Source organism: Halalkalicoccus sp. NIPERK01, assembly GCF_030287405.1.
Taxonomy (GTDB): Archaea; Halobacteriota; Halobacteria; order Halobacteriales; family Halalkalicoccaceae; genus Halalkalicoccus.
Genome location: NZ_JASVVV010000003.1, coordinates 265,826 through 285,825 on the forward strand (window position 1 = coordinate 265,826; position 20,000 = coordinate 285,825).

Annotated in this window: 24 protein-coding genes and 1 pseudogene; 14 read left to right on the forward strand and 11 right to left on the reverse strand. The window is 68.7% G+C overall.

Annotated elements, in window-relative coordinates:
• Positions 1-29: 29 nt before the first annotated feature.
• Complete coding sequence (locus QRT08_RS10845) at positions 30-398, reverse strand: cupin domain-containing protein (protein ID WP_286045964.1); 369 nt, start codon at positions 396-398, stop codon at positions 30-32.
• An 89-nt stretch (positions 399-487) separates the two neighbouring features.
• Between QRT08_RS10845 and QRT08_RS10850 the strand changes: the two genes are divergently transcribed.
• The 6 genes from QRT08_RS10850 (at position 488) to QRT08_RS10875 (ending at position 6,261) form a co-directional block, all read left to right on the forward strand.
• Complete coding sequence (locus QRT08_RS10850; RefSeq protein WP_286045965.1) at positions 488-1,378, forward strand: ABC transporter substrate-binding protein; 891 nt, start codon at positions 488-490, stop codon at positions 1,376-1,378.
• A gap of 1 nt (position 1,379) precedes the next feature.
• Positions 1,380-2,369 (forward strand): ABC transporter substrate-binding protein, encoded by a 990-nt coding sequence (locus QRT08_RS10855; protein WP_286045966.1) that lies wholly within the window; start codon positions 1,380-1,382, stop codon positions 2,367-2,369.
• Positions 2,366-3,331, forward strand: a complete 966-nt coding sequence (locus tag QRT08_RS10860) for an ABC transporter substrate-binding protein (RefSeq protein ID WP_286045967.1) — start codon at positions 2,366-2,368, stop codon at positions 3,329-3,331. Before QRT08_RS10855 ends, QRT08_RS10860 begins: the two co-directional genes overlap by 4 nt.
• An 84-nt stretch (positions 3,332-3,415) precedes the next feature.
• On the forward strand, positions 3,416-4,420 hold the full coding sequence (locus QRT08_RS10865; RefSeq protein ID WP_286045968.1) for a sodium:calcium antiporter: 1,005 nt from the start codon (positions 3,416-3,418) through the stop codon (positions 4,418-4,420).
• A 173-nt stretch (positions 4,421-4,593) separates the two neighbouring features.
• Positions 4,594-5,682, forward strand: coding sequence for a sodium:calcium antiporter (locus tag QRT08_RS10870; protein ID WP_286045969.1), 1,089 nt, complete (start codon positions 4,594-4,596; stop codon positions 5,680-5,682).
• A 150-nt stretch (positions 5,683-5,832) separates the two neighbouring features.
• Positions 5,833-6,261, forward strand: coding sequence for a VOC family protein (locus tag QRT08_RS10875; RefSeq protein WP_286045970.1), 429 nt, complete (start codon positions 5,833-5,835; stop codon positions 6,259-6,261).
• On the opposite strand, the pseudogene QRT08_RS19025 reads toward QRT08_RS10875, so the two are convergent.
• Positions 6,197-6,381: pseudogene (locus QRT08_RS19025) on the reverse strand (hypothetical protein); the annotation flags it as partial. The gene QRT08_RS10875 and the pseudogene QRT08_RS19025 overlap by 65 nt on opposite strands.
• A gap of 90 nt (positions 6,382-6,471) precedes the next feature.
• Here QRT08_RS19025 and QRT08_RS10880 point away from each other — a divergent pair.
• Both QRT08_RS10880 and QRT08_RS10885 read left to right on the forward strand, forming a co-directional pair.
• Complete coding sequence (locus QRT08_RS10880; RefSeq protein ID WP_286045971.1) at positions 6,472-7,569, forward strand: ABC transporter substrate-binding protein; 1,098 nt, start codon at positions 6,472-6,474, stop codon at positions 7,567-7,569.
• Positions 7,570-7,578: 9 nt separating this feature from the next.
• The gene (locus tag QRT08_RS10885; protein ID WP_286045972.1) at positions 7,579-8,394 is read left to right on the forward strand and encodes an ABC transporter permease; all 816 of its coding nucleotides are present in this window, start codon (positions 7,579-7,581) and stop codon (positions 8,392-8,394) included.
• Here the strand turns inward: QRT08_RS10885 and QRT08_RS10890 are convergent, their stop codons facing one another.
• The 4 genes from QRT08_RS10890 to QRT08_RS18830 are packed head-to-tail and all read right to left on the reverse strand — an operon-like array spanning position 8,395 to position 11,499.
• Positions 8,395-9,174 (reverse strand): ABC transporter permease, encoded by a 780-nt coding sequence (locus tag QRT08_RS10890; protein WP_286045973.1) that lies wholly within the window; start codon positions 9,172-9,174, stop codon positions 8,395-8,397.
• Positions 9,167-9,910, reverse strand: a complete 744-nt coding sequence (locus tag QRT08_RS10895; RefSeq protein WP_286045974.1) for an ABC transporter ATP-binding protein — start codon at positions 9,908-9,910, stop codon at positions 9,167-9,169. The genes QRT08_RS10890 and QRT08_RS10895 overlap by 8 nt, the downstream gene beginning before the upstream one ends.
• Entirely contained in the window at positions 9,907-11,172 is a 1,266-nt protein-coding gene (locus QRT08_RS10900; RefSeq protein WP_286045975.1) for an ABC transporter substrate-binding protein, read from the reverse strand. Before QRT08_RS10900 ends, QRT08_RS10895 begins: the two co-directional genes overlap by 4 nt.
• Positions 11,173-11,214: 42 nt before the next feature.
• Positions 11,215-11,499 (reverse strand): nickel-binding protein, encoded by a 285-nt coding sequence (locus QRT08_RS18830; RefSeq protein ID WP_286045976.1) that lies wholly within the window; start codon positions 11,497-11,499, stop codon positions 11,215-11,217.
• A gap of 100 nt (positions 11,500-11,599) precedes the next feature.
• Between QRT08_RS18830 and QRT08_RS10910 the strand changes: the two genes are divergently transcribed.
• Both QRT08_RS10910 and QRT08_RS10915 read left to right on the forward strand, forming a co-directional pair.
• Entirely contained in the window at positions 11,600-11,956 is a 357-nt protein-coding gene (locus QRT08_RS10910) for a hypothetical protein (RefSeq protein WP_286045977.1), read from the forward strand.
• Between the two features lie 47 nt (positions 11,957-12,003).
• Positions 12,004-13,074: an archaeosine biosynthesis radical SAM protein RaSEA gene (locus tag QRT08_RS10915; protein WP_286045978.1), complete on the forward strand. Its 1,071-nt coding sequence runs from the start codon at positions 12,004-12,006 to the stop codon at positions 13,072-13,074.
• Positions 13,075-13,278: 204 nt separating this feature from the next.
• Here QRT08_RS10915 and purQ read toward each other — a convergent pair whose 3' ends face one another.
• The gene (purQ, locus tag QRT08_RS10920) at positions 13,279-13,950 is read right to left on the reverse strand and encodes a phosphoribosylformylglycinamidine synthase I (protein WP_286045979.1); all 672 of its coding nucleotides are present in this window, start codon (positions 13,948-13,950) and stop codon (positions 13,279-13,281) included.
• Complete coding sequence (gene purS / locus QRT08_RS10925) at positions 13,947-14,201, reverse strand: phosphoribosylformylglycinamidine synthase subunit PurS (RefSeq protein WP_286045980.1); 255 nt, start codon at positions 14,199-14,201, stop codon at positions 13,947-13,949. The genes purQ and purS overlap by 4 nt, the downstream gene beginning before the upstream one ends.
• A 168-nt stretch (positions 14,202-14,369) precedes the next feature.
• On the opposite strand from purS, the gene QRT08_RS10930 reads away from it, so the two are divergent.
• The gene (locus QRT08_RS10930; RefSeq protein ID WP_286045981.1) at positions 14,370-15,311 is read left to right on the forward strand and encodes a formyltetrahydrofolate deformylase; all 942 of its coding nucleotides are present in this window, start codon (positions 14,370-14,372) and stop codon (positions 15,309-15,311) included.
• Here the strand turns inward: QRT08_RS10930 and QRT08_RS10935 are convergent.
• Positions 15,308-16,321: a phosphoribosylaminoimidazolesuccinocarboxamide synthase gene (locus tag QRT08_RS10935; RefSeq protein WP_286045982.1), complete on the reverse strand. Its 1,014-nt coding sequence runs from the start codon at positions 16,319-16,321 to the stop codon at positions 15,308-15,310. The genes QRT08_RS10930 and QRT08_RS10935 overlap by 4 nt on opposite strands.
• A 128-nt stretch (positions 16,322-16,449) precedes the next feature.
• Here QRT08_RS10935 and QRT08_RS10940 point away from each other — a divergent pair, with 128 nt between their 5' ends.
• Positions 16,450-16,683 (forward strand): hypothetical protein, encoded by a 234-nt coding sequence (locus QRT08_RS10940; protein WP_286045983.1) that lies wholly within the window; start codon positions 16,450-16,452, stop codon positions 16,681-16,683.
• A gap of 36 nt (positions 16,684-16,719) precedes the next feature.
• Positions 16,720-17,469, forward strand: a complete 750-nt coding sequence (locus QRT08_RS10945) for an SIR2 family NAD-dependent protein deacylase (RefSeq protein ID WP_286045984.1) — start codon at positions 16,720-16,722, stop codon at positions 17,467-17,469.
• Here the strand turns inward: QRT08_RS10945 and QRT08_RS10950 are convergent.
• Complete coding sequence (locus tag QRT08_RS10950; protein ID WP_286045985.1) at positions 17,466-18,269, reverse strand: N-acyl homoserine lactonase family protein; 804 nt, start codon at positions 18,267-18,269, stop codon at positions 17,466-17,468. The genes QRT08_RS10945 and QRT08_RS10950 overlap by 4 nt on opposite strands.
• A gap of 71 nt (positions 18,270-18,340) precedes the next feature.
• Between QRT08_RS10950 and QRT08_RS10955 the strand changes: the two genes are divergently transcribed.
• On the forward strand, positions 18,341-19,303 hold the full coding sequence (locus QRT08_RS10955) for an LLM class flavin-dependent oxidoreductase (protein ID WP_286045986.1): 963 nt from the start codon (positions 18,341-18,343) through the stop codon (positions 19,301-19,303).
• Here QRT08_RS10955 and QRT08_RS10960 read toward each other — a convergent pair.
• On the reverse strand, positions 19,300-19,947 hold the full coding sequence (locus QRT08_RS10960; protein WP_286045987.1) for an HAD family hydrolase: 648 nt from the start codon (positions 19,945-19,947) through the stop codon (positions 19,300-19,302). The genes QRT08_RS10955 and QRT08_RS10960 overlap by 4 nt on opposite strands.
• Positions 19,948-20,000: the final 53 nt, after the last annotated feature.

Consider the following 20,000-nt stretch of genomic DNA (forward strand, 5'->3'; position numbering starts at 1 on the left):
TCGCCCTACTGGGACAAAAGTGGTGGCCCCTACTGCGGCGGGTTCGGCTCCTCGGCTCCCGGGTCGCCCCACGCGGGCTTCCCCCGTGGCGGCGCGAGGATCCCGACGCCGACGGCGGGCTCGTCGCCCCTGTTGACCGCGCCGTGGTGTTCGTTGCTCGAAAAGCGGTAGGAGTCGCCCGGCTCCAGAAGGACCTCCTCGCCCTCGACGACCGCCACGAGCCGTCCGCTGATCATGTAGCCGATCTGCTCGTGGTCGTGGCGATGGGCCGGCAGGGTCGCGCCGGGATCGACGCGCCAGTACTTCATCCCCGCGCGCTCGCCCGTCGCCAGATCGCCCAGAAACACGCCCTCCGCGACCTCCTCCATGCCCGCCCCCTCGGTGCTGATGCGTTCCATGGTTCGCGTTCCCGTGAGTCGTGGGTCGATTTCCTAATAAACATTCTGGAGGAATTTTTAAGTGGAACACTCCCCATCGACCTAGAGACATGGGAACCGGTAACAGTGTGCGGCTGTTTCACCTCCCGTTCTCGTTCATGCTCCCCCAGCGGGTGGCACACGAGCGGGGGTACTTCGAGGAGGCGGGGCTGGCGGTCGAACTGATCGAGCGCGAGCGCGAATCGGTCGACGTGAAGTACATCCCGAGCGAGTCGAGCCTGACGGGGGATCACGGCGTCGACCTCTACCCGATCTGCAAGTGGGAGTCCATCAAGCGTACGTGGGAGATGGACGACGGCCGGATCGTCGCCAAGGGCACGTTCGCGGACCTGCCCTACACCGTGTTCGTCCGGCCCGATTCGGGGATCGAGGATCCGGCCGACCTCGCGGGGGTGCCGGTCGCGGTCAACCGCCGAACCGGCCAGGAGTACACCGCGATGCGGGCGCTGGAGGAGCACATGGCCCCCGAGGACGTGACTCTCGAAGGTTTCGGGATGCCGACCGACCGCCTGCGAGCGCTGCGGGACGGCGAGGTCGCGGCCGCGATCCTGCTCGACCCCCAGAGCACGCTCGCCGAGCACATGGGCTTCCGGGAGGTCCTCACCTTCGAGAACCACATGGGGATCGTCGGCGGCGAGGACGTAGATGGAGAGGTGCTCGACGCGTTCATGGCCGCCTACGACCGCGCGGCGATGGAGATCAACGCGAACCCCGAGCGCTATCGAGCGGAGTATCTCGACATGCTCGAGAAGGATTCGAGAGTCGCGCCTGACCTCTTCGAGGACGTCGACATGGACGCGGTCCGGGCGGACCTCTCGGTGCCGCGGTACGAGGTGCCCGAGCGCGCCGACAGGGCCGAACTCGACGCGCATCTGGAGTGGATGAAGGAACGGAAGCTAGTAGAGGAGAGCGCGGACATCGACCGGATCGTCGCCAACTGACATGGACGTCGAGACCCAACAGGAGGCGCTCGACGCGCTCCACGACGATTCAGGGGAGCTGCCCGTGCTGCGCGCGCGTTTCGAGCACAACGGCAGCCCGCGGTACATGCTCTATACGATCAAGAAGTTCGGCTTCGACCACGACCACGGCTTCCATCTCGACGTGCGACTCGTCTCCGATGAGTTGGAGGGAGGTGTCGAGACCGTCGAGGCCAAACTCCAGGACGGCGACGCGGACCTGATCGACATCGACTACATTTCAACTGCGCGCGAGCGCGCGGAGGGCGCGCCCATCGTCGCCTTCCACCCCTACGGGCGGACGGTCGGCGGGCTCGTCGTGCCCGATGATTCGGAGATAGAGGGACTAGAGGACCTCCGCGGGAAGCGCCTCGGGGTCGTCCGTCGGCTCGACAAGAACTGGATCCTCACGCGGGCCGCGTGCCGCGAGTTCCACGGCTTCGACCCCGACGAGGAGGCGACACCCATCGAGGCGGGCTCGAAGGTCGGACTCACGGAGATGCTTCGTGCCGGTGAAGTCGACGGAATCTTCCAGTTCTGGCCGATCGTCCCCGAGATCACCGAGACGGGCCCCTATCGGGAGGCGTTTCCGGTCTCGGATCTCGTTCAGCGCCTCTCGGGCACCGAGAACAAGCTCCCGATATCGACGTTTCTGACGAGCGAGGACTATTTCGAGGACGACCCCCAAGCGATCCGCGGGTTCAAGCGCGCCTACGGCGAGGCGGTAGAGCAGCTGACCAGCGACGACGAGCTCTGGGAGACCATCGGCGACGAGCTGATGTACGAGAACGACCCCGAGGTGATTCGTGCCGTGCGGGACGGCTGGCGCGACATGGTCGTCGCCGACTGGGACGAGAGTACGATAGAAGGGATGGACCGGCTGTTCGACCACCTGCTCGACGTCGCGGGCGAGGAGGCAATCGGCGTCGATCACCTTCCAGACGGCTTATTCCGCCTGGAGGTCCCCGAATGAGTTCCATCAGTTTCCAGCTCAACTGGGAACCCAACGGCTTTCAGGCCCCCTACTTCCTCGCGCGGGAGCGGGGGTTCTACGAGGAGGAGGGGATAGAGGTCAGGTTCGTCGAGGGCCACGGCTCGCCCTTCGCCGCCAAGGAGGCCGCCCGCGGGCGGGCCGACTTCGCGCTCGCGGGCGCGAGCGCCGTGCTCTCGGTGCAGAGCCGGGGTCACGAGCCGCTGGCGGTCGCCGCCGTCACCCAGAAGACGCCCGCGGCGGTCTACACGCTCCGGGACGTCTTCGGCGAGCCCTTAGAAGAGCCAACACAGCTCGCCGGCAAGACGGTCGCGCCCTCGGCGACCAAGACGCGGATCCTCGCGGCCCAGCTCCTCTCGGACGCCGGGATCAGGGACGAGGTCGACCTCCTCGATGTCGACCCCCACACGCACCACCGCGTCGAACACCAGTTGCTCGACGGGTCGGTCGACGCCGCGGTCGGGGTCGTCACCAATGGAACGGAACTCGAACGCGAGCACGACCGGGAGGCCGACGAACTCCCGATCGGCGACTACCTCCCGATCTACGGGATGACGCTCGTGACGAACCCGGAATTCGCCACCGGGGACCCCGATACCGTTCGAGGGTTCCTCCGAGCCACGGCCCGCGGGTGGGCCGCGGCGACGACCGACCCCGCGGCGGCGATCGACGCGCTTGTCGCGCGAAACGCCACCCTCGAACGCGACCGGGGGATCGAGCGCGTGAAGTTCGAGACCGCCGCCGAGGACCTGCAGTTCACCGAGCACGTCGCCCGGGAGGGGTGGGGCAACCACGACGCCGCGCGGTGGGAGCGCCTCGGGGAGACGCTCGCCGAGACCGACCTGCTCGACGGGGAGATCGACCCTCGAGCGGTTTGGACGAATGAGTACCTCGACGGCGAGGCCCCGGCGATCGCCGAGTACGCCGACCGGATCGGTCGGTAGCGCCGTCGAGACCGCGTCGGGGCGATCGACATCCTCCACCCGAGGGGCCCGCACTTATGGCCCGTCGTCGCGTCGGTGCCGAGCATGCCGTTCGGACTCCCGGCGGAACTGATCGCGCTCGCGTTCTTTCTCGCCGGCGTCGTGCTGGTGATCGCGAGCGTCGAGACGTTCATCGAGGCGGTCGCCGAGAGCGCGCTCTCGATCGGCGTCTCGGGCTTCTTCCTGACGGTCGTCCTCGCCGGGACCGACCTCGAGAACGCCATCCTCGGGTTGGCGGCCGTCGTCGACGGGCTCCCGGATCTCGCGCTCGGCACCGTCTTCGGGGAGGCGCTGTTCGTGCTGGGTGCGGCCGTCGGGCTCGCGGGCGTGCTCACGCCGTTCGAGACCGCGGTGCCCCGGTCGTACCTCTTGCTCGCGCTCGGCGCCCCGTCGCTCCTGTTCGTGCTCGCGTTCGACGGGACGCTCTCGCGCCTCGACGGCGCGCTTCTCACCGGCTCGTTCCTCCCGCTTTTGGGGATCGTCTACGCCCTCGAACGCAACCGGAGTACGCGATACCTCTCGGCCGAGGAGGTCGAGGAGGCGCTCGAGGAGGGATCCGAGGAGGACGACGGGGACGCCGGCGACGACTCGCTGCGCGAGCGCTACGAGGGCTGGTATCAGTTGGGGATCGCGCTCGTCGCCACCCTCGGGATGACCGTCGGCTCGGAACTCGCGGTGACGGGCGCGCGCGACCTGCTGTCGGTCCTGGGGGTCACCGGGCTGGTCTTCGGCGCGACGGTCATGAGCTTCGTCGCCTCGCTGGAGGAGCTGTTCCTGACCGTCGAGCCCGCCCGGCAGGGCCGCCCCCACCTCGGCGTCGGCAACGTCGTCGGGAGCGTCCTCTTTTTCGTGACGGCGAACGTCGGCGTCCTCGCGCTCGTCCGTCCGATAAACACCGGCGGAACGGTGTTGACCGTCCACTGGCCGTTCTTCCTCGTGACGCTCCTGGCGGTCGCAGCGCTCTTCTTCCGGGGCCGGGTCGACCGCGCGGGCGGCGTCGTTCTGTTGGGGCTGTACGCGGCCTACTGGGGCGCGAACTACCTGCTGTGACCCGTCCGCCGATGGGAACGCCGCCGAAGACGGTCAACGCGACTGGATCGGCAACTCCGGCCCGTTCGTCGGGTAACGGACCGGAACGGACGGATCCGATCCGTGTATAAAATGCCTCCGTATTCGCGTACCTAGTTACCAATATTCATAACGGTCGCCTCCGATCCGGTGGCATGGTCGAGGAAGCCATCGAGTCGTTCGTAGAGGCGCAGGGGCTGTGGTTCGCGGTCGTGGTGCTCGCGGCCGGTGGGGTGATCCTGATCGCGTTCGTCGAGAAACTGATCAGCTACATGACGCGCGCGGCGGTGGGGCTGGGCGTGTCCGTGTTCTCGCTGGCGATACTGTTCACCGGCTTCGAGTTCGACGACACGATCCTCGCGCTGGTGTTCGCCTCCGGCGGGCTCGAGGACGCCGCCCTCGGGACCGCGCTGGGGACCGCCCTGGCGATCGTCGGGATCACGCTCGCGGTCGCGGCCGTCGCTCGCCCCTTCTCCGTCGAGATCCCGAGGGACTACCTCGCGTTGATGGTCGTCTCGCCGCTGATCCTCCTCCCGCTCGTGCTCCTTGGGACGCTCTCCGTGATCCACGGGGTCGCGTTGCTGGGCGTCTTCTTCGCCTTTCTCGCCTACATCGTCTACATGGAACACCACCGGGACGTCCCCGTGTTCCGCGACACCGACGTCGTCGAGCGCGTCGAGACCGACGGCGGTATCCCCCAGTCTGACGGCGGCGTCACGGCCCACGAGCGCCTCGAACCGATCCTTGAGGACCGTCTCGTCGGCGGCCTGTCCTACGCGGGCTACGTCTGGGTCGGCCTCGCGGGCGTCGCGCTGGCGGGCGTCGTCCTCGGCTCCGTGCTGATCGAGGCCGGCTCGGAGGTCGTCCTCGAGGAGTCGGGCCTCGAGGAGACCGTCTTCGGTGCCACCGTCATCACGCTGCTTCTGACCTTCGAGAACGTCCTCCTCACCCTCGAACCGGTGCGCCGCGGCATCCCCGAGATCGGCATCGGCCACGTCATCGGCAGCGTCGTCTTCTCCGTGACGGGCAACATCGGCTTCATCCTGCTGCTCGCCGACCTGAACATCGGATCGAGCGTGCTGTACTTTCACTTCCCGGCGCTGCTCGTCGTGACCGCCCTCGGGGCGTACTTCATCGCCACCGGGCGGATCCGGCGCTGGCACGGGCTCCTGCTCGGCGGGCTCTACGTGGGCTACTGGATCGTCGCGGTCTTCGTCTTCGGCGGGGTCCCGATCTCCGGGTAGGCCTCACCCTGTCGGTCATGGGACAGTCGACGGCGTGTGCCTGCGGTGAGAGGCCGCCGCGCAGAGTGGGTCCCGTCCTGCCAGCGGCCGATGTACGGAGTTCTGACCGACAGTATCAACGTATTTGTGGCCGGCGGTGGCCCCTACGGTATGGACGCTGTCGACCACATCAACGTCGACGTCAACGAGTTGGAGAGCTGTTACGAGTTCTACCGCGAGGTCCTCGGACTCGAACTGCTCCGCCCGCCCGAGGACTTTCAGGGCGCCCACGCCATGTTCCGGGCCGGCGGGACGGTGGTGACGCTCGCCGAGACCGGCCGCGCCGACGGCTGGAACGAGGCCGGGATCGACCACCCCCTGGACAAGGCCCACATCGCCTTCGACGCCCCCCGCGAGAAGTACGACGCGCTTTCCGAGGAGCTCGACGGCCAGTTCCCCAAGCAGGGACCGTACGACTGGGGGGAGTTCGAGGGCTTTTACTTCCTCGATCCGGACGGCAACCTCCTCGAGGTCATCACCTACGACCCGCCCGCGGGCGAACGCGAGCGGCCGCTACTGACTCACGACGACGTCGAGTGATCCAGTCGGCGGGTCGAAGCGACTCCGTGACCCGCTCGCCGCTGACGACCTCGGGGATGATCACCTCGTCGGCCCCCGCCTGCGGGCCAGCGACTCGTACATCGCGTCGCCGAGGAGCACGAAACCGGCGGCTCCAGCGACGATGGAGTACTTGAGTATTTTCCCGTATAGTTTATACCGAGGGATTCCCACTCTCCAGTGAAAGCTATCATGCAGCAGACACGGCGCGCGTTCATCGGCGCGATCGGGGGTGCGGCGCTCGCGGGCTGTACCGCCGAGCGCGATCCCGGGATCGGAGGCGGAGGGTCGACCGGCGGGCAGGACGAAGGGGAGAGTGACACGCCGGCACCGGAGGTCGCGTCGGTGTCGATGGTGCTCAACTGGCGGATCGGAGGGCTCCACGCGCCCTATTTCGCCGCGCTCGAGAACGGCTTCTACGCCGACGAGGGGTTCGAGAGCGTCGACATCGAGAGCGGACAGGGTTCGGATTTCGCCGCCCAGCAGGTCGGGGTGGGCAACGCCGAGTTCGCGCTCACGAGCCCCGATCAGGTGCTGAACGTCACCAGCAAGGGCCTCGCGCCGCAGTGCGTCGGCGTCCTCATGCAACGGAACCCGGTCGTCGTCTTCAGCGCGCGCGAGAACTTCGGCGAGCCCCTCGAAGGGGCCGACCAGCTCCGCGGGCGCACGCTGGGGAGCGGCCCCGGGATGGTCCGCCAGATGACCGAGGTGTACCTCGACTCTCACGGCGTTCTCGACGCGGTCGAGTACGTCGATTCGGGCTTCGACACCGTCCAGCAACTGCTCACCGGCGAGATCGACGCCGCCGCCGGCGTCTTCAGCGACGTGGTCGACGCCGAACACCAGGGCTACGCGATCGACGCGCTCCCGATCGCCGAGACGATCCCCTCGTACGGCCACCTGCTGGCCGTCGAGGAGGCCTTCGGCGGGGAGAACCCCGAGACCGTCGCGTCGTTCCTCCGGGCGACCGCCCGGGGAGCGGTCCACGCGAGCCAGCACCCCGAGGAGGCGATCGACGCGCTGGTCGCCGCCCAGCCGGAACTCGAGGAGGTGCGCGAGAACCAGCGCGACAAGTGGGACGCGATGCGTACCGAGTACATGGTCTCCGAGACCGTTCGCGAGCAGGGATGGGGGGCGAGCGACCCCGAGACGTGGCGCGAGACCTACGCGACGCTCGACGCGGGTGGCTTCTTCGAGGAGAGCGTCGATCCCGACGCCGCCTGGACCAACGACTACCTCGATACCGGCTCCGAGTACGTCGCGGACTACGCCGACCTGGTCGGGGAGTGAGTGCGGCGAATGGTCGACGAGGAGCCGGATCGTCGCCGCCAGTTCCTGCCGTCGCCGGGAGCGAAGCGGTTCGTCGGTGCTTCCGGCCGAACGGCCGTCGTCCGCGTCGCACCGCCGCTGGTGACGCTCGCCGGGTTGCTGCTCGCGTGGCAGGCGCTCGTGACCGTCTACGCGATCCCGACGCTGATCCTCCCGTCGCCGGCCGAGGTCGCACGCGCGCTCGCGGAGACGTACTCCGTCTTGCTCGCCGACGCCGCCGTCACCGCGCTCACCGCCGGGGCCGGACTGCTCGCCGGGGCGGCGCTCGGTCTCGCCCTCGCGTTCTCGATGACCGCCTCGCCGGCGTTGACCCGGGCCGTGTTGCCCCACGTCGTCGCGCTGCGGATCGCGCCGCTGATCGCCATCGCGCCCCTCCTCTTTCTCTGGTTCGGCCGCGGGGTTCCCGCGCGTGCGCTGCTCGTGGCCTCCCTCACCCTGTTCCCGATGACGGTCGCGACCCTCGACGGACTGCGGGGAACGCCGCCGTCGTACCTCGCGCTGATGGAGTCGGTCGCCGCGCCCGGCTGGAGGGTGTTCCTCCGGGTCCGGGTTCCGGCGGCCGTCCCGAGCGTCCTCGCGGGGGCCAAGATCGCCGCGACGCTGTCGGTCATCGGCGCGGTCGTCGCGGAGTTCGTCGCGCTCGACGCCGGGTTGGGCTATCGCGTCTTCTACACCGCGACCTTCCTCCGGACCGCCGAATCGTTCGCCGCGCTCGTCGTCCTCTCGCTTCTGGGGGTCGGCTTCTACCTCCTCCCGGTCGCCGCCGAGCGCGCAGTCCGGCGGTGATCAGACCGCACTCCATCGCCCGGCGGCCCGCTGGACGAGGGCGACCACGCCGTAGAGCGCGAGTCCCTCCAGAACGAGGACGACGAGCGCCGCGAGCATGACGTCCGCCCGGACGTTCTCGGACGCCAGCAGGACCACGAACCCCAACCCGTTGTCGGCGACGATCCACTCGGCGATCACCGCGCCGACGACGGCGAGCGTCACGGACTGTTTCAGCCCCGCGAACACGTCGGGCAGCGCGTAGGGCAGGTCGACGTGGACGATTCGTCGAACCGGCCCCGCCGCGACCGAGTCGAGCAGGTCGTGGTACTCGGTGGGGGCGTTCGAGAGCCCCGCCGCCGTGCTGAGCACCATCGGGAAGAAGGCGATCAGCGCGACGAAGACGACCGCCGTGGTCATGCCCGTCCCGAGATAGATCAGCAGGACGGGCGCGACGGCGACCTTCGGGAGGACCCGCGCCGTCACCAGATAGGGGTAGACCGCCCGCCGGAACCACGGCAGGTACGCCACGCCCAGCGCGAGGACGAACCCGCCAGCGATCCCGATCGACCCCCCGTAGACGACCTTTTCGAGCGTGAACAGGGCGTTTCGGCCGTAGAGTCCGGGGTTGTCCAGTAGCTGGGCCGCGACCGCGGGCGGCGACGGGAGGACGAACGGCGGGACGTCGAACGCGAGGACGAGCGCCCACCAGCCGCCGACCGCCGCGACGAGCGCCGCCAGCGGATAGCTCACACGCCCGCGATCGCGGACGAACCGGCCCACCGCGCCCGCCTCAGGCATAGCTCTCGTGGAGCGCCCGGCGGACGGCGGCCACTCGCTTCTGGAACGCCCGGGAGTCGAACACGCGCTCGTCGCGGGGGCTCGGGAGGTCGACCTCGAAGACCCGCTCGATCCGGCCGGGTTCGCCGCGCATCACCACGCAGCGATCCGCGAGGAAGACCGCCTCGGGGACGCTGTGGGTGACGAACACCACCGTCTTTCGCTCGCGTCGCCAGACCTCCCGGAGTTCGACCCCGAGTTCGTCGCGCGTGATCTCGTCGAGTTCGCCGAACGGTTCGTCCATCAACAGCACGTCCGCCCCGAGGTGGATCGCCCGCGCGATCGACACCCGCTGGCGCATCCCGCCCGAGAGCGCCCGGGGCTTCGCGTCCTCGAACCCCGCCAACCCCACCCGAGCGAGCAGTTCCCGCGCCCCCTCGCGGTTCGGCTCCTCGCCGGCCATCTCCCGCAGGAAGGTGACGTTCTCGAGCGCGCTCTTCCACGGGAGGAGGGTGTGGTTCTGGAAGACGAATCCCAACCGGGCGGCCGCCTGCGCGGCCGCGGGGGCGTCGCCGTCGACCCGTACTTCCCCCTTGGTCGGCTCCTCCAGCCCGCCGATCGCCCGGAGCAGGGTCGTCTTCCCGCAACCCGACGGGCCGACGACCGTGACGAACTCGCCGTCCTCGATCCGGAGGTCGACCTCCGAGACGGCGGTCACGTCCTCGAAGGCGACCGTCACCCCCTCGAGGTCGATCATGCACTCCCCGGCCCCGAGAGCAGCGACCCCTGATCGAGCGCCGCCCGGAGACGCTCCCACGTCTCCTCGCGCTGCCAGCCCCAGCCGTGCTCGCGCACCGCGTCGCTCCCGCCGAACTCGCGGCTCGCGACCTCGAACGTTCGGACGGCGCGGTCGACGGACCCCGACGAGCGGGCCGCGACCCGCTCGGCCGCGGGGGTCGGATCGAGACGCGCCTCGGCCCAGCCGGCGGTCGTCCCCGCGAGGAATCCCTCGAGGGCGCTTCGGCGCGCCGACAGCGTCCCCTCGCGCACGACGAGCGTCGGCCCGTAGATCGGGAAGCGGTCGGCCACCGCGAGCGTGTCGACGGTCATGCCCCGCCGCTCTAGCCGCCGGGGGTCCGAGAACGACCCCGTGACGACGTCGACCTCCCCCGAGAGGAGGGCGTCCTGTTCCTCGCCGGCCGTATCGACGATGCGGACGCCCCCGTCGGGCGCGACCTGGCTCAGAAAGAGGCGACCGAGCACCCGCGTCTCGGACCGCGCGGGCATCCCGACCCGCCGGTCGCGGAGCTGATCGACGCCGGTCAACGGCTCGCCGAACCGCTCGCGAACCGTGTAGAGGACGGCCATCGCCCGCTGGTAGACGACCGCGATCGGCACCACCGCCTCGCCCGCCGCCCGCGCCCGGAGGACCGTCGCCGCGCCGACCAGTCCCACGTCAGATTCGCCCGAGACGAGGGCGTCGAGCGCCCGGTGGGAGCCCTCGCGGTGTTCGACGTCGACCTCGACCCCGAACTCGTCGTAGCCCTCGTGCCCGGCGTAAAACGGGAGGTGGAGCCCGTTGGGCCGCCAGTTCAACCCGAGCGTGAGCCGCTCGTCCTGCTCGTCCCGATCGTCCGGGGCACCCTCTTCGGTGCCGAAACGCTCGGCCGCGCGATCCAGCAACGCCCCCGCGTGGTGCCGGTACACCTCCGTGGGGCTGGCGTCGAGGGTCGACCTCGCGCGCCACGCCGTCGGGGGGCGGCCGGGGCCGTCGTCGCGCACGGCCGTCCGGTCGACGACCCCCGCCGATTCGAGGCGGTCGACCGCCGACGCGATCGCGTTCCGGTTCAACCCCGTCCCGATCCGGAGCGCGAGCTCCGTCGCCGGGCCCTCCTCGACCGCCGAGCGAAGGAGGAGGTACGCGAGGACGCGGGCGGCGTCCTCGCCCAGCCCCGGCGTCAACCGGGCGACGACCTCCCGGTCGTCCTCGTCGAGCACCCAGAACTCTTCCGTGCGCATCGATACCGCACCTTCTCCCCGCGCCGATAAAACGCCTCCGCCCTACTCCCCGTCGAGCGCGGGGCCCTTTCGGGCGATCGTCGTCGCCGGGAGACCCGCCCGCTCCGCGTGTTCCTCGACGGCCTCCTCGCTCTCGGCCTCGTACTGACAGAACGTACCGATCACGCCGCCCTCACCGTCGGTGAGCACGTCCGACTCGTTCCACCGGATTTCGGTCCCCTCCTCGCGCATCTCCTCGAGGACCCGCCCCGACTCCTCGGCGGCGTCGTCGAGTTCCTCGTCGCTGATCGGCTCGTCGAGTTCCCGATAGATCTGGAATTCCTTCACGACCCCTACTCTCGGTCCCGGGTTGTAAGGTTTTCCCACGCTTAAACGGGTGGCACCTCCCACGTCACCGCTTATGTAGCGAGTGCGCGAACTCGGGTGTATGCTCGTGCATCTCCACCAGTACAAACACGAGGAAGTCGATTTCGACGACAACCGAACCACGGGAGAATCCCAGACCGAGGACTCCGTGAACAAGGACAGCGAGGAGTACTTCGGCGAGAACATCCAGGATTTCGACGTCGAGACGTGGGAGACCGTCGAGTACGAGGGCGACCCGATCCAGCGCCGAACCCTCACGATCGGAGGGGTCGCCGCGGTCTCGGTCCCCCAGGACGAGAACGAGGAGGACGACCCGGACCTCCCCGGCCGGACGATCCAGATACGGACCGGCGGCGGCCAGGAGTTCGTCGAGCAGGCCGTCTTCGTCGAGGCGCAGGACGAGAACCCCGACCAGTAGGGCGGGGAGACGAAGCCGCTTTAGGCCGCGGGCGGCTATCGCGGTCAATGAGTAAACCGAGTCCCGAGGTCTACGAACAGGGGCGCGGGATGGACGCGCACAACCGGGTGATGCGCTCCATTCGCGCCGAGAAGGAGAAACACTACGACCCCCACGAACCCACGCGGGTCTGGATCGACGAGGACAACACGCCCGACGGCGTTCGCCAGTCGCTGACGATCATCCTCAACACCGGCGGGTGTCGCTGGGCGCGCGCGGGCGGCTGTACGATGTGTGGCTACGTCGCCGAATCGGTCGAGGGCGGGTCGGTCTCCCACGAGGCGCTGATGGACCAGATCGAGGTCTGCCTCGAACACGAGCGCGAGGAGGCCGACGAGAAGAGCCCGTTGATCAAGATCTACACCTCCGGAAGCTTCCTCGACGAGCGCGAAGTGGGCGCCGAGAGTCGACGGGCGATCGCCGAAACCTTCGCCGACCGCGAGCGGATCGTCGTCGAGAGCCTGCCGGACTTCGTCGAGGGCGAGCGGGTCGCCGATTTCACCGACCGGGGCCTCGAGACGGACGTGGCGGTCGGCCTCGAAACGGCCACGGACCGGGTTCGTCGTGACTGCGTGAACAAGTACTTCGAGTTCTCCGACTTCATCGAAGCGAGCGAGGCCGCCACGACGGCAGGCGCGGGGATCAAGGCCTACCTCCTCCTCAAACCGCCGTTCCTCTCCGAGAGCGAGGCCGTCGAGGACATGAAACGCTCCGTCCGCCGGTGTGCGGAGTACGCCCACACCGTCTCGATGAACCCGACCAACGTCCAGCGCTACACGATGGTCGACGAACTCTACTTCCGCGGGGGCTACCGCCCGCCGTGGCTCTGGTCGGTCGCGGAGGTGCTCGAATCGACCGCCGACGCCGACGCGATCGTCGTCTCGGACCCCGTGGGACACGGCTCCGAGCGGGGCCCGCACAACTGCGGGGGGTGTGACGACCGCCTCCAGCGCGCGATCAAGGACTTCGACCTCCGACAGGACCCGTCGGTGTTCGAGCAGGTTTCCTGCGAGTGTAAAGCGACGTGGGAGGCGGTGATGGCCCGGGAGACGGGCTACAACATGCCGCTCGCCCGGTGAGTTAACCGCAGGCTAAGTCGAACTCGGCGGTAATTAACGAAGTACGGAGGGGGCGTAGGAGGGGGTACCGTCGGTGACGACGGCGACCCACATGGCACACGAGACAGACGAAGCGGTCGTCCACGCGGACGGCTGGTTCATCATCAGAAACACCGAGGACCCCGCCCAATGGCTCGCGAGCGACGCCCCCGTCGACATCCGCCGTTAGGCGAACCCTTCGAGGATCCCGCGCCCGTCAGTACCGCCGATATCCGCGAGGACGGCCCGTTCGGGATGGGGCATGAGCACCGCGACCGACTCGCGCTCGCCGCAGACCCCGGCGACGTTGCCCGCCGATCCGTTCGGGTTCGCAGCCGTCGTCACCCGCCCCGCCTCGTCGCAGTAGCGAAACAGGACCCGTCCCTCCGACTCCAGTCGTTCTAGCTCCCCGTCGCCGACCTCGAAGCGCCCCTCGCCGTGAGCGATCGGCAGGTCGATCACCTCGCCCTCCTCGTAGGCCGCCGTCCACGGCGTCTCCGCGTTCTCCACCCGGAGGTGGACGTCCTCGCACTGGAAGCGCGCGCTCGCGTTCGTCGTGAACGCCCCCGGCGTCAGTCGCGACTCGCTGCCGATCTGTGCGCCGTTACACACCCCGAGGACGGGCACGCCCTCGTCGGCGACCGCTCGAACCTCCGCCACGATCGGCGAGCGGGCGGCCATCGCGCCGGCCCGCAGGTAGTCGCCGTAGGAGAAGCCGCCGGGGAGGACGACGCCCGTGGTGTCCTCGGGCAGTCCGTCCTCGTGCCAGACGATCTCGCTCTCGATCCCCATCGAATCGAGGGCGCGTTTCGCGTCTCGGTCGCAGTTCGACCCGCCGAAGCGAACGATCGAGATCATTCTCGACGCCCTACCTCCACCTCGTAGTCGTGGATCGTCGGGTTCGCGAGCAGTCGTTCGGCCATCTCGTCCGCCCGCCGCTCGGCCGCCGCCTCGGAGTCGGCGTCGAGGTCGATCTCGAAGCGATCCGCGGATCGCAGGTCCTCGAGTTCGAACTCGAGGCGTTCGAGCGCCCGCTTCGTGGTCTCGGCTTCCGGATCGAGGACGCCCCGCTTGAGGCGGACGGTCACGATCGCGGTGTACGCGGCCATACTCGATGTGGCGCGGTCGTGCTCAAAAGCTCTTTCTACTCGTGGACTTGATGCACGAACGTGCGTCCTCGATTCGGGAGAGCGGTTCCGTGAACCCGGACGGACGGACACACTTTTTGCCGCGAGCCATCGAGAGGGCGTGATGACCCGTACCACGAGGTGGCGGCGATGACGCCCCCGCTGACGGAGATAACGGTCGTGGGCGACGACAAGACCGGACTGATCGCCCGCGTGACGACCCTGCTGTTCGAACGCGAGATCAACATCGAGGACCTCGATCAGGCGGTGCGGGACGGGCTGTTCCGGATGACGATGCACGTCGACGCCAGCGGGATGACGTGCAGCGAAGCGGCGTTGCGGGAGGCCCTCGACGGGTTGGGCGAGGACCTCGGGGTCGACGTCCGGGTGCGTTTCCCGGCCGACCGCGAGACGCAGGGAATCGCCGTGCTCGTCACGCGGGAGAGCCACCCGCTCGAGGCGCTGTTCGAGGCGTGGGCCAACGACGAACTCGGGGCGGACATCTCGGTCGTGATCGGCAACCACCCCGATCTGAAGCCGCTCGCCGACCGATACGGGGTCCCGTTTCACGACGTCGGCACCGAGTCCGGGAGCGCGAGCGAGGAGCGTCTGCTCGACCTGCTGGAGCGTTACGAAGTCGACCTGATCGTCCTCGCCCGGTACATGCGCATCCTCGGCCCGAACGTCGTCTTCCGCTACGAGGACCGCATCATCAACGTTCATCCGAGCCTCCTGCCGGCGTTTCCCGGCGCCGAGGCGTATCGCCAGGCCATCGAGGAAGGGGTGCGCATTGCGGGCGTGACCGCCCACTACGTCACGACCGACCTCGACCAGGGGCCGATCATCACCCAGCGCGCGTTCAACGTGCCCGACGACGCGGACCTCGCGGAGATCAAACGCCGCGGCCAGCCCCTCGAAGCCGAGGCGCTACTGGAGGCGGTTCGACTGCACCTCGACAAGGCGATCGCCGTCCACCGTGGGCGGACCGAGCTCCGGGGCGACGGCGAGTACCAACTCGGGATGGACCCTGCGCTCGACGGGATCAACCCCGACCGGCCGATCGACGGGATCGGCGAGGTGTTGACCGATTAGAGGCCCCCTACTCGTTCGACGACCGACTCGATCGGCGGGACGGCGAACCACTCCTCGCCGGTGTAGGCGTTCGTCCCCGCGGCGTACATCTCGGAGGCCAGATCGAGCACCTCCGTCGGGAGGGGCTCGGGATCGCGCTCACACAGCGCCCGCCAGTCCGCGACCCCCCGAGATTTCGCCTCCTCCTTCGCCGACGCGACCGCCTCGACCCACTCCGGTTGGGTACGCTTGTGGTACCCCCTGAGGACCTCCTTCGATAGCTCCTGGCCCCCGTAGGAGAAGCGGTTCTCGTCGAACGTCCCGACGACGTCGGCCACGCGGACCTCGCCGGCGTGGTAGAGGCACTCGATCTTGCCGTCCTCGTGGACGAACCCGTTCGAGTTCGCCTGCTCGCTCACGACGCGGTTGACCTCGCGGGCGACGGTTTCGAGGTCCTCGACGTCGGCTTTCCCGGCGATCGCGTCGGCCTCCTCGCGGGAGAGGTACCGATCGCTCTCCTCGTACTTCGTCGAGAACTCGACGATCGGTTCGTCGAGTTCGACCGCCCCGTCGGGCCACGCCCCGTATTCCAATCCGTGGTCTGCGGGTTCGCTCCGACGCCGGAGGCTCGACCCCTCGGGGACCCGGTTGCGAAAGACGATCTCGAGGGGGACGAGGTAGTTATCGCCCGCGCTCGAGTGGTAGGCGTCGTAGTCGTACTCGCGTCCGTCGTGGGGGAGGTCGGGCACCTGCACCAGGTCGATCGCCATCCGGGTCGGCGGGGTCTCGACCGCCGCGAGCGATCGGGCGCCCTCGCCGACGCCCCGGTAGTGGGTCGCGATCCCCTCGCTCTCGAGCAGTTCGAAGTTGAACGCACCCATCGTACAGAGGCTCGCCCCCTTCCACGGGATCGTATCGGGCATCCGTCCCCAGTCGAACACCGAGTAGGCGTCCGTGAAGACGAACGCGCCCGCGCCCGGCGAGGACGGGGTGGGTTCGCGCTCGATCTCGAACTCCTTGACGCTCGTCATCGTCTCCCCTCGTTCATGGGGTCCGTCGTTTCGGCCCCGGCATGAACGTTTCCCGTTCACGGCGTTAGCCATTGGTTAATTCACTTTCATGTATGTATAACTACTATTCACGCGGTAATAGTAGGGGTATGGACGTTCGGTTCTGCCCCGACTGCGTCGCCCGTGGCGTGGACTGCCCCCTGATGCTCGACGGCGAGTGTACCCACTGCGGGCGCTACGACGCGCCCATCACCCACCGGATCGCCGACTACGAGTACCGGCTTCGGTTCGCCTGGGACTCGATTCGCTTCCGACTCGGAGTCCCCGAAGCGGCGCTCAAGTTTCGCTCGGCCCTGGCGCACCTCCTCGCGTTCCGCCGGTAGAGGGAGCGTTATCCGGCCGGCCGCCGTAGCGGGGCCATGAACGAGGCGCTGGACCGACTCGTGAGTGCGGTCCGGGACGCAGACTCGACGGTCGCGCTGACCGGCGCGGGCGTCAGCACCGCCTCGGGGGTTCCCGACTTCCGGGGCGAAGACGGGATCTGGAACGCCGAGTTCGACCCCGCGGACTTCCGGATCGAGCGCTTTCTCTCCGATCCGGCCGGCTTCTGGGAGGACAGGGTGAAGCTCCACGAGGCGATGTTCGGTCCGGAAATCGAACCCAACGCCGCCCACGAGGCGCTCGCGACGATGGAATCCCGTGGATGGCTCGATGCCGTGATCACGCAGAACACCGACGGCCTACACGGGGAGGCCGGATCACGGGAGGTGTTCGAACTCCACGGCAACGCCGGCCGGGTTGTCTGTATCGACTGCGGACGAAAACTGGACGCCGAACCCGTCCGCGAGCGGGTCCGCGACGGCGAGCGCCCGCCGCGCTGTGACTGTGGCGGCCTCCTCAAACCGGATGTCGTACTGTTCGGCGAGTCCCTACCCGAGGCGATCTTCGCCGAGGCACGCCGGCTCGCCGACGAGAGCGACGTCTTTCTCGCCGTCGGCTCCTCGCTCGCCGTCGAACCCGCCGCCTCACTCCCGAAGGCCGGCGCCCGTGATGGGGTGCTCGCGATCTGTAATTTCGATCCGACGCCACACGATAACCGGGCCGACCTCCTCTTCCGCGAGGACGTGACCGAAACCCTGCCCGCGCTCGTAGTGCGGTTGGACGCTTAACGAAGCCCGCCCGAAAGCCGCGCGAGCGAGTCGGGGTCGTGGCCGAAAAACAGCGTCGCGTCCTCGCGGCGCTCCATCTCCTTCAGCATCCGGAGGCTCTCGTACCAGTCGCGCTTGCTCCAGAGCAGTCCGGGACCGAGCGGGCGTTCCTCGGTGTAGTTCTCCGCGACGTAGGCCTGATCGCCCGCGACGATCACGGTCCCGGCCTCGGGAAGCGTCAGGCGAAGCCCCATCAGCCCCGGCGTGTGGCCCGGCAGGTGGAGGAACTCGATCCCCTCGAAGCGAGTCTCGCGCTCGCCGTGGATCACCCGCCAGTTCAGGTCGTGATCGAAGTCCCGAGCGAGGTAGGCGGGGTCGCCCTCGTTCGTTTTCGCGCTGTAGTAGGCGTGTTTCAGCTCGCGTTCGTGGACGTAGATCGGCACGTCCGTCCCCGCGAAGTTGTGGAGGCCGCCGGCGTGATCGAGATGCAGGTGGCTCTGGATCACCGCGTCGATCTCCGCGAGCGCGTAGCCCGCCGCCTCCAGATCGCCTTCGAGCGGGTGCTCGTCCGCGTCGTAGTGCTCGAAGGCCTCATAGAGATACGCGGGCCAGTAGCCATCGCCGGCCTCGGGGTGCGAGCCGGTGTCCCAGAGGATCGTCCCCTCGGGGTGCTCGATCACGAGGTCGTAGACGGGCGTCTCAACGATCTCGGCGTCGGGGTTCGGGTCGCTCGCGCTCGCGAGCCTGTACCCCTCGATCATGTAGTTCCTGTCGGCACGCACCCGCCCGCGGTCTATCGGCGTGATCGTCGCGTCGATCATACCTATCGTTTGGACGAGGCGGGCTTATACCTCCCTCGGGGTTCATGACCCGCCCGCCCGAACGGCCGGGTATGCCACGCGGCGTTCTGCTACCCGACTCCGCCGAACCGACTCCCGACTTCGCCCGCTGGATGGGTTCTCAGGGCTACGACTCGATCTGGGCCAACGAACTCTGGGGACACGACGCGTTCGTCACGCTCGCGGCGGTCGCGCCCCACACCGACGCGGCGCTCGGGACGGCCATCGTCAACGTATTTTCGCGCTCGCCGGCGGTTCTGGCGGGCGGGGCCGCCTCCCTCTCCGATCTCGCCTCGGGACCGATCAGGCTGGGGATCGGCCCGAGCACGCCCAAGGCGATCGAGGATCTGCATGGTATCCCGTACGACCGACCCGTCCGCCGGCTCCACGAGACGGCCGAACTCGTCCGGGCGTTCACCGCCGGTGAGGGCCGCGTCGAATACGACGGCGAGGTCTTTTCGGTACAGGACTTCCCGGCGCTCGACGGCGAGGTGTCGGTCTACGCCGCCGCGCTGGGCGAGACGAGCCGACGCGCGACCGGGCGCACCGCCGACGGCTGGCTGCCACACATGATCCCGTTCGAGAATCTGGGGAGCGCGTTCGAGACGGTCCGGCGGACCGCCCGGGAGGCGGGTCGCGATCCCGACCTCGCCGTCTCGCCCTACGTCCCCGCCGCGGTCGCCGACGATCCCGACGAGGCGCGAGAAGCGATCCGCGGGCACGTCGCCTACTACGTCGGCAGCGGCGAGGGCTACCGCCGGGCGGTGGCGAAGCGCTTCCCCGAGGAGGCCGAGCGGATCGCCGAGGCGTGGCGGGCGGGTGAGCGCGCGAGCGCTCGCGAGGGTGTCACCGACGAGATGGTCGACGCGCTGGGCGTCGCGGGCACCCCCGAAAAAGCACGCGAGCGCTTCGAACGGGTCGCGGAGACGGCCCCGATCACCGAACCGATCGTCGTGGTGCCGTCGAACGCAGGGAAAGAGATGGCCGAGCGGACGATCGAGGAACTCGCGTCCTAAACGAGGTCGAGGACCTCGCGCAGGTCAGTGAGTCGGTGATCTATCGCCGGACCCTCCTCGGCACCGTAGGCCGCCGTGACCATTCCGGCGTCCTTCGCCCCCGCCATGTCGTGGCGATACCGGTCGCCGACCATCAGCGAGCGCTCGGGAGTCGTCTCCGATTTTTCGAGCGCCGTCTCGAACATCGCTGGATCGGGCTTCGTTCGTCCGACCTCCTCGGAGGTGGTGATCGAGTCGAACTCCTCGAGGATGTCGAAGGTGGCGAGGATCCGCCGCCCCTCCGCCGCGTCAACGTCGCTGATCACGCCGAAATGGAGGTCGTACTCGGCGAGCGTCTCGACGACCTCGATCGCCCCCGGATTCGGTTCGATCGTCTCGGAGAGGGCGCGATCGAAGGCCGACTCCCACTCCCCCTCGACGCCGAGCGCGTCGATCGCCCGCTCGTAGCCCGCCCGCGCCGAGCGAAACCCCGTTCCCTCGCGCTCGCGGAAGTGCGCGCCCACCTCCGCGCGCCACGTTTCGAGGGGGTTCCCGGCGTCGAGGTCGTACTCGTCGCGGAGGTCGGCGATGAAGCGCTCGTGGGCGCGCCGAACCGACGCCGAATCGAGGAGCACGCCGCCGATGTCGAAGAAGATCGCGTCCATCGGGGTAGGAGGTACCGACCAGCACGGTTTATCGCTGTCGGTGTGTCGGCCGT

What these genes read in the sequence shown, in the direction of transcription:
- QRT08_RS10845 (WP_286045964.1), bottom strand. Translation starts at nt 398, where the DNA reads ATGGAACGCATCAGCACCGAGGGGGCGGGCATGGAGGAGGTCGCGGAG.
- QRT08_RS10850 (WP_286045965.1), top strand. Translation starts at nt 488, where the DNA reads ATGGGAACCGGTAACAGTGTGCGGCTGTTTCACCTCCCGTTCTCGTTC.
- QRT08_RS10855 (WP_286045966.1), top strand. Translation starts at nt 1,380, where the DNA reads ATGGACGTCGAGACCCAACAGGAGGCGCTCGACGCGCTCCACGACGAT.
- QRT08_RS10860 (WP_286045967.1), top strand. Translation starts at nt 2,366, where the DNA reads ATGAGTTCCATCAGTTTCCAGCTCAACTGGGAACCCAACGGCTTTCAG.
- QRT08_RS10865 (WP_286045968.1), top strand. Translation starts at nt 3,416, where the DNA reads ATGCCGTTCGGACTCCCGGCGGAACTGATCGCGCTCGCGTTCTTTCTC.
- QRT08_RS10870 (WP_286045969.1), top strand. Translation starts at nt 4,594, where the DNA reads ATGGTCGAGGAAGCCATCGAGTCGTTCGTAGAGGCGCAGGGGCTGTGG.
- QRT08_RS10875 (WP_286045970.1), top strand. Translation starts at nt 5,833, where the DNA reads ATGGACGCTGTCGACCACATCAACGTCGACGTCAACGAGTTGGAGAGC.
- QRT08_RS10880 (WP_286045971.1), top strand. Translation starts at nt 6,472, where the DNA reads ATGCAGCAGACACGGCGCGCGTTCATCGGCGCGATCGGGGGTGCGGCG.
- QRT08_RS10885 (WP_286045972.1), top strand. Translation starts at nt 7,579, where the DNA reads ATGGTCGACGAGGAGCCGGATCGTCGCCGCCAGTTCCTGCCGTCGCCG.
- QRT08_RS10890 (WP_286045973.1), bottom strand. Translation starts at nt 9,174, where the DNA reads ATGCCTGAGGCGGGCGCGGTGGGCCGGTTCGTCCGCGATCGCGGGCGT.
- QRT08_RS10895 (WP_286045974.1), bottom strand. Translation starts at nt 9,910, where the DNA reads ATGATCGACCTCGAGGGGGTGACGGTCGCCTTCGAGGACGTGACCGCC.
- QRT08_RS10900 (WP_286045975.1), bottom strand. Translation starts at nt 11,172, where the DNA reads ATGCGCACGGAAGAGTTCTGGGTGCTCGACGAGGACGACCGGGAGGTC.
- QRT08_RS10910 (WP_286045977.1), top strand. Translation starts at nt 11,600, where the DNA reads ATGCTCGTGCATCTCCACCAGTACAAACACGAGGAAGTCGATTTCGAC.
- QRT08_RS10915 (WP_286045978.1), top strand. Translation starts at nt 12,004, where the DNA reads ATGAGTAAACCGAGTCCCGAGGTCTACGAACAGGGGCGCGGGATGGAC.
- purQ (WP_286045979.1), bottom strand. Translation starts at nt 13,950, where the DNA reads ATGATCTCGATCGTTCGCTTCGGCGGGTCGAACTGCGACCGAGACGCG.
- purS (WP_286045980.1), bottom strand. Translation starts at nt 14,201, where the DNA reads ATGGCCGCGTACACCGCGATCGTGACCGTCCGCCTCAAGCGGGGCGTC.
- QRT08_RS10930 (WP_286045981.1), top strand. Translation starts at nt 14,370, where the DNA reads ATGACGCCCCCGCTGACGGAGATAACGGTCGTGGGCGACGACAAGACC.
- QRT08_RS10935 (WP_286045982.1), bottom strand. Translation starts at nt 16,321, where the DNA reads ATGACGAGCGTCAAGGAGTTCGAGATCGAGCGCGAACCCACCCCGTCC.
- QRT08_RS10940 (WP_286045983.1), top strand. Translation starts at nt 16,450, where the DNA reads ATGGACGTTCGGTTCTGCCCCGACTGCGTCGCCCGTGGCGTGGACTGC.
- QRT08_RS10945 (WP_286045984.1), top strand. Translation starts at nt 16,720, where the DNA reads ATGAACGAGGCGCTGGACCGACTCGTGAGTGCGGTCCGGGACGCAGAC.
- QRT08_RS10950 (WP_286045985.1), bottom strand. Translation starts at nt 18,269, where the DNA reads ATGATCGACGCGACGATCACGCCGATAGACCGCGGGCGGGTGCGTGCC.
- QRT08_RS10955 (WP_286045986.1), top strand. Translation starts at nt 18,341, where the DNA reads ATGCCACGCGGCGTTCTGCTACCCGACTCCGCCGAACCGACTCCCGAC.
- QRT08_RS10960 (WP_286045987.1), bottom strand. Translation starts at nt 19,947, where the DNA reads ATGGACGCGATCTTCTTCGACATCGGCGGCGTGCTCCTCGATTCGGCG.